Here is a 6,606-nt window from a genome sequence, read left to right on the forward strand (position 1 = left end):
AAATTCTACATTCTGCGCGGGTAGACTGCAAATTTTAGCCCCAGACTTCAGTCTCCGGCGCTTTACCTACTCAGTTAAATTAATCGGCAAAGACACGGTAAATGCTGTTTTACCGGGCATCGACTCCACATCAATTTTACCCTGATGTTTTTCAATTATTTTTTTGACAATATCCAGTCCCAACCCGCTGCCTTCTCCCGCAGGTTTGGTGGTAAAAAAAGGCTCAAAAATTTTCGGAATAATCTCTGGTTGAATCCCCTTACCGCTGTCAATAATTTTGACCAAGACGCTGGTATCTTGTTCTACCGCGTCAATTGTTAAAGTTCCTTGATTGCCCATCGCTTGTAAGGAATTGTGAATTAAATTTGTCCAAACTTGATTGAGTTCGTCGGGATAACACAGTACCACAGGCAATTGATCTTGATAGTTTCTGACAATTTCCACACCCTGCTTAATTTGGTTTTGATAAAGAGTTAATACAGTTTCAATTCCATCCGTAATATTCACTTGTATTTTTTCCCCATTTACATCGTAACGCGCATAATTTTTCAGGGCAAAGACGACTTTGGCAGCGCGCTCAGTAGCGGTAGCAATGGTTCGGGCGCTTCTGTGAATGCTAGCAAAGTCGTAGGCTGTTTTTATAATATTTTCGCTGTCAGGATCTTTGAGCAACGACAAGAATTCTTGCAAATTTCCTTGTAATCCGATATTGACTAAAATGCCAGCAAGGCTGTCAGAATTGTCAATACCTTCCGAATCGAGTTGCTGCTTCACGCCTTTTTTCAATACCCGTTTTTCTCGAGTAGATAAAGAGTAATTTTGTTGACTAGAACTGTACATCAAACGCAAGAAATCTTGCTGGCGTTCTGCTGACAGTTCTTTAAAAAAAACTGGCAAACTTTCGAGATTGTTATCCAAAAAGCTGGTAATATTTCCAATAGACGACCGAATCGCCCCCAACGGCGTATTAATTTCGTGAGCAATGCCTGCAATTAGTTGCCCTAATGCGGCCATTTTTTCAGATTGCACTAATTGATTCTGAGTAGCTTGCAGTTGGTCTAAAGTAACTGTAAGTTCATTGTTTTTCTGTTGGAGTTTTTTTCGCAACTGGCACATAGCTAAATGGGTTTCTACCCTCACTAACACCTCTTCCACCTGAAAGGGCTTGGTAATATAATCTACCCCACCCACAGCAAAGGCTTGGACCTTATCAAGTACGTCATTAATTGCGCTAATAAAAATTACCGGGATGTCGCAAGTTCGTTCATCAGCTTTGATCTTTTGGCAAACTTCATACCCATTCATTTCGGGCATCATAATATCCAGCAAAATTAAATCGGGAGGCATACCTTTGGCCGCCGAAAGCGCTAACTCGCCGCTAGGTACGGGGCGGACTTTATAGCCCTTGCCATTCAAAATTCCGGCTAGCAGTCGCAAATTAGCTGGGGTGTCGTCAACTACTAAAATATTACCGCGATCGGTCCTAGGAAGGTCGTTATTCATGTGATATTGTTTGAGATATTAACTTTAAAATTTTGTCGTACTCAAAATTTTCTATACAAGTTGCGATCGCACTTGCCGTTACTGCATCGTTGAATCGAATTTGCTCTATCAAAGTATCAATTAAATCCATATCTGCATTTAGTATTGCTAGCTTTAAATCAGCTACCAGTGAATCAGGCAATTTTACGAAATCAGCCGCACTCATAGCGCGATCGCCCTCTTTGATTGCCGATAAATGAGTTTGACCCGGATCTTCATAAATATAGCGCACTCCGATATGTTTGTGCATAGCATCAAAAATATCGGCTTCCCGGAAAGGTTTCCGCATAAAAGCATCGCAACCCGCCGATAAAATAACTGCCCGTTCTTCCTCCAAAACGCTCGCTGTCAGCGCAATAATCGCAGTAGCTTGACCTTTAATAGTGCTTTTAATATATTGCGTCGCTTCGTAGCCGTCCATCACAGGCATTCTCATGTCCATCCAAATTAGATGCGGTTCCCAACAATCCGAAATCTCAATAGCTTCTTGGCCGTTATTAGCTTCCTTTAGTTCAAAACCCAGAGGAGAGAGGATTTTAATTAACAGTTGGCGGTTGAACGGTTTATCGTCTACTATCAAAATTCGATAGGTGTGTTGGCTGGGAACCAGGCCTATAACATCCCGGCTCGGTTTTGGGCCTTCAATATCAGCCGCATCGACCGCAATAACTTGAATGTCGAACTTAAAATTAGTTCCCTTACCAACAGCAGAACAGATACTCATTTCACCCCCCATTAATTCCACAAATTTGCGACTGATCGGCAATCCCAAGCCGGTACCTTCTTGCGAATCTTTGCCTGTCTTGGTTTGCACGAAAGGTTCAAAAAGATCGTCTAATTCATTGGTAGCAATACCGGGACCAGTATCCTCGACTTCCAAATGAAGGAAGAAGAAAGAGGGAGAAGCTGCCTCGTCATTTGGGGTTGCAATGATCTGGTGGTTTGACTGACTGAATTGAGATATTTGAAGACCATTACTTTCTGGAGTTTGTGTATTGTGTGATACTTCCGAATGATCAAAATTTCCCCCTTCTGTCTGCTGGTTTCTACCTAATGACTGCTTGCTAACTCTGACCGCTACACCGCCATTATCGGTAAACTTAAGAGAGTTATTGAGCAGATTAATTAAGATTTGTCGCAACTTTAACTCGTCAGCTTCTATGTATTGTGGCACATCGGGACTGCGATCAAAAACTAACTGCAAGTGCTTGTCATCTGCTTTGAGTTGAAACATATCTTCTAATTCATTAAGCAGGCGATAGAGGTCGAATTTTTGGGGATTGAGGGTGGTGCGCCCAGATTCAATTTTAGATAAATCCAGCACGTTATTAATCAGTGTAAGGAGGTGTTCTCCGCTGCTGCTAATTATGCTAATATTTTCTTGATTTTCTGGGGATAGAGTTTGACTGCGAGTCATCAGTTGAGAAAAGCCGAGAATTGCATTGAGAGGCGATCGCAATTCGTGGCTCATATTAGCAAGAAAGGTACTTTTAGCTTGGTTCGCTACTTCCGCTTTGTCTTTAGCTACGGCCAATTCTGCCGTCCGCTCTTGCACTCGTTGTTCTAAAGTTTCAAAAGATTGTTGCAATTGTTGAGCCATGCTGTTAAATGACTTGGCTAATTCCCCCAATTCGTCGGAGCGTTCAGTTTCTACTGTTTTATTCCATTCACCTTTAGCAATATTTTTGGCTGCTGTATTTAAGCTCAAAATAGGATTTGTCACCCACTGAGAAGTCAGAATGCCAATCACCACAGCTACTCCTAAAGCTGCGAAACAAAGCAAAACCGCTGTGCGGGTATTGGCATCGATTTCTTTGGTGAAATCTGCTTCGGGAACAACTACGACAATCAGCCAGTCTAAACCTTTGCCGTCTTGGAACGGCAGGACTTTTAAAAATTGTCCCTTGTCATCTATTTCAAATTTCAATAACTCAGATTTTTTAATTTTGTCTAATTTTTGAAAGTGTGCCGTCAAATATTGAGCTGTCGCTTGAGTAATAGGGTTGCTGCTTTCTTCCACTTTAAACAATTGTTTTTTATTATCTTTGGTGCGAAAGGGTTTTTCGGTGGTAGAAGTTGCTAATAAAGTACCCTGGCGATCGATAATAAATGTTTGACCGGATTTGCCAACTTTGAGACTATTGAGAAATCTCCCAAGATGGTCGAGACGCAAGGCAGCAAATAAGACTCCTTCTAGCTGATTTTTTTCGCTGTATACTGGTTGGATAGCGCTGATAATTAAGGTCGGCTCTAGCAAGGAAATATAAACAGAACTCCAAGTAAGTTTCCCAGCTTTTACGGCACTTTTATACGCAGTATTTTGCCTATTATCAAAGTTTTTGACAATGGTGGCAACTGTAGTGCGATCGCCTCGCTGGTTTGTATTGTAAGAATAAAAATTCAACCCAGTAGATGTTTCTATCACATTAATCATTCGGGAGCCGTTAGACAGTTGTTCACCGGATCTATAATCTCCCTTATTGTTGCCAACGGAGGTAAAATTTATATATGGATATAGTTGTACTTGCCGCAAAAGATATTTCTCCCAAGCTGATAAGTTTTCCATCTTTAACAAGCCGAGCTTGACAGCATCCAGCTTGGTTTGATTGATTTGGTGGGGAGTTGTCAGGTAAACTTGCAGGTTTTGCTCGACACGCAAACTCACCTCACTCATTAACTGACTGGCAAGGTTATTAACTGCTTTTTGTCCGTTTCTAAAAGACAGATATCCTACGAGTCCTACGGCTCCCACGATTTGCAGTACAAATGGAACTATGAGAACAGTTCGCAGCGGTAATTTGTCTAAAATTTTAGAAACCATAAAATTGAGAGGTTTGGTGAACTTAGTCTAGAACCGTATTTGCACAACCGGTCTTAACAGCAGCACCATTTATTTACTGCCGATTAGCTAGGGGGAATTGATGGGAGCTATTTTAGCTGTGGTAGATGCTCGACCCCGATCGAATGTGAACCTAATGTTTGCTCTATTAAGGTCTATTATTTTACCCATTGTCGTATTATTGTTACCATTTAGGTAAAAGTTGCAGTCTCTGGCTTTGAGAACAGCCTGATATTTGATCGCGCGGGCGAGTTTAACCCCCATGGGTCAAGGGATGTGGAGATCGGCCAGGAAATTTGCGATCGGCACTCGCCATTTTCCGCAAGACGTGTTATACTGTAAATAGTCGAGGGCACGTAGCTCAGTGGATAGAGCATCAGGTTCCGGTCCTGAGGGTCGGGGGTTCAAATCCCTCCGTGCTCACTTTCTATGTCTTTTGCGGGGTAAGGGTTTCAGGTTAATTGTATTACCGATAGTCCTCTTTTCCGCTCAAATTTCGCTCCCATCTGTTCCAAGTATCTCCAAAACCATCTCCATATCTGCCAAGTTTGCGCCGGACTTTTTGCGCCGCGCTTTCAACTGGTTGAGCAGGTCGGCTGGCTCTGGAAATTCTGCGACGGTCGGAGCCGAGTTTTTATTTGCTTCCCGATCGCGCTGCACTTCCTTGAGTTCTTCCTTTAAATTCTGAACTTCCAAACCTAAGTCACCATTCCGCTCGTGTAACTGATTCAGTTCTGTGTCCCATTCTGCAAGCTGCTTGTTGGCCGCTTTCAATTCCTGCCTGAGTGATTCATCGTTGCCATCACTCAGGCACTCAATTTTCCCAAGCGTTCTTCAATCCCTGCTAATTTAGCCGCTAGCAGAGTGTCTAGCTTACTGTCTAGCAGTTTGTCTAGCACTGGTTCGATGTCCGAAATTTCGGACACTTGTGTTTGAGGTTGAGTTGGCGGCGCTGCTATTGCCTGGTTGGCCACTTGCTCCAAAGTTCGCACTACCCAAGCATTGACGCTCAAACCCTCTGCTGCTGCGACATCTTTAATGGTTTCGAGCAAGTCTCGGCGGCCGTCTAATCTCAAGTTAAGCTGGCATCTGTCTGTCATGTTTAGCACCTGTCTAGTAGCTGTCTAGTTAGATACTAGCACTTTGTCTATTAGCTGTCTAGTTAGATACTAGCACTTTGTCTAGTAGTTGTCTAGTTAGATGCTAGACTTTGTCTAGTAGTTGTCTAGTTAGATGCTAGCACTCTGTCTAGTAGTTGTCTAGTTAGATGCTAGCACTCTGTCTAGCTAGTCAACCTTCAGTTTGTCCAGACGTTCTTCAATGACAGCTATCCGTTTAATTAGTGGGGCAAGACGATCGGATATAAGTATGTCTACACTTTCGGCGGTTACTGTAGACACTAGATTAGTGTCACTTTCTTTAGACAGCGTTTTAGACGTGCCTGAAAGCTCTTTCAAAAGACGCTGTGCAGCTTGACTTACCGACTCACCCTCTAGCCTCTGAGCTTCTATCCAGTTCAGGAAGTGACCGGAAGCCCTGAACGATACGACTTGACTTTGACTCATTGTAGACACCTATATACAGTATTTGTCTACACTAACAGACAACTGTCTACACTATCAACATATTGTAGACAAAACTTGTAGACATGAAAATCGCCTATACAGGAATTAGGGTTTGATATGATAAGAACGTGGGCCGGGGGGGGAGCCGGGTTATGGCCCGCCCTCCCGGCCGCGCCGGTGAAGAGTTAATGCGCCGCAGGCCAACCGGGGTGAATACCCGGTTAGCATTTAAAAAAACACAAAGAATGGTATAGTATGCAATTTCAAAAATTGGGTTCAAAATTGGATAGGATTAGCAACTGGTAAACATTTTCAGTGGTGGTTAAAAGGCTCTATCTATTTTTGATTTCATGATTAAATCAGTTAAGCCCCCTGGACGTGGTGGGAAGCGAATAGGGTCTGGTCGCCCTTCTACATGGCTTACAAACGATATTAAGACCATTAGAGTCCCAGTTTCTTTGGCTGACCAACTGCTAGAGATTGCTCGATATCTTGATGGTCAGGAATATTTCTCTCTTCCGTTTTATTCTTTTGAGGATGAAAGTTCCAAACATTTTAATGGTTCCAAAACCACTGAATTGCATTAGACCTCTTGCGAAAGTCTCAGGCGAGCGCTAATTTATCTTCAAAGAAAGTTCATAATTATAAATACCAGCAATC

Annotated in this window: 4 protein-coding genes and 1 tRNA gene; 1 reads left to right on the forward strand and 4 read right to left on the reverse strand. The window is 42.7% G+C overall.

The features are described 5' to 3' along the window. Window positions 1–66 precede the first annotated feature (66 nt). Complete coding sequence (locus QUB44_RS22925) at window positions 67–1,503, reverse strand: response regulator (RefSeq protein WP_333371049.1); 1,437 nt, start codon at window positions 1,501–1,503, stop codon at window positions 67–69. Continuing rightward, entirely contained in the window at window positions 1,496–4,363 is a 2,868-nt protein-coding gene (locus tag QUB44_RS22930) for an ATP-binding protein (RefSeq protein ID WP_333371052.1), read from the reverse strand. The genes QUB44_RS22925 and QUB44_RS22930 overlap by 8 nt, the downstream gene beginning before the upstream one ends. Before the next feature lie 368 nt (window positions 4,364–4,731). Between QUB44_RS22930 and QUB44_RS22935 the strand changes: the two genes are divergently transcribed. After that, window positions 4,732–4,804, forward strand: a tRNA-Arg gene (locus tag QUB44_RS22935). Between the two features lie 66 nt (window positions 4,805–4,870). Here the strand turns inward: QUB44_RS22935 and QUB44_RS22940 are convergent. Next, window positions 4,871–5,155, reverse strand: a complete 285-nt coding sequence (locus QUB44_RS22940; RefSeq protein WP_333371054.1) for a flagellar alpha dynein — start codon at window positions 5,153–5,155, stop codon at window positions 4,871–4,873. Between the two features lie 32 nt (window positions 5,156–5,187). Further along, window positions 5,188–5,481: a hypothetical protein gene (locus QUB44_RS22945; RefSeq protein WP_333371056.1), complete on the reverse strand. Its 294-nt coding sequence runs from the start codon at window positions 5,479–5,481 to the stop codon at window positions 5,188–5,190. Window positions 5,482–6,606 lie beyond the last annotated feature (1,125 nt).

The organism is Microcoleus sp. AT3-D2 (assembly GCF_036705715.1).
In the GTDB taxonomy this organism is placed as follows: Bacteria; Cyanobacteriota; Cyanobacteriia; order Cyanobacteriales; family Microcoleaceae; genus Microcoleus.

Bases quoted from the DNA above. Each gene is read 5' to 3' on its own strand.
- QUB44_RS22925 (WP_333371049.1), bottom strand. From the start codon at position 1,503: ATGAATAACGACCTTCCTAGGACCGATCGCGGTAATATTTTAGTAGTT.
- QUB44_RS22930 (WP_333371052.1), bottom strand. From the start codon at position 4,363: ATGGTTTCTAAAATTTTAGACAAATTACCGCTGCGAACTGTTCTCATA.
- QUB44_RS22945 (WP_333371056.1), bottom strand. From the start codon at position 5,481: ATGACAGACAGATGCCAGCTTAACTTGAGATTAGACGGCCGCCGAGAC.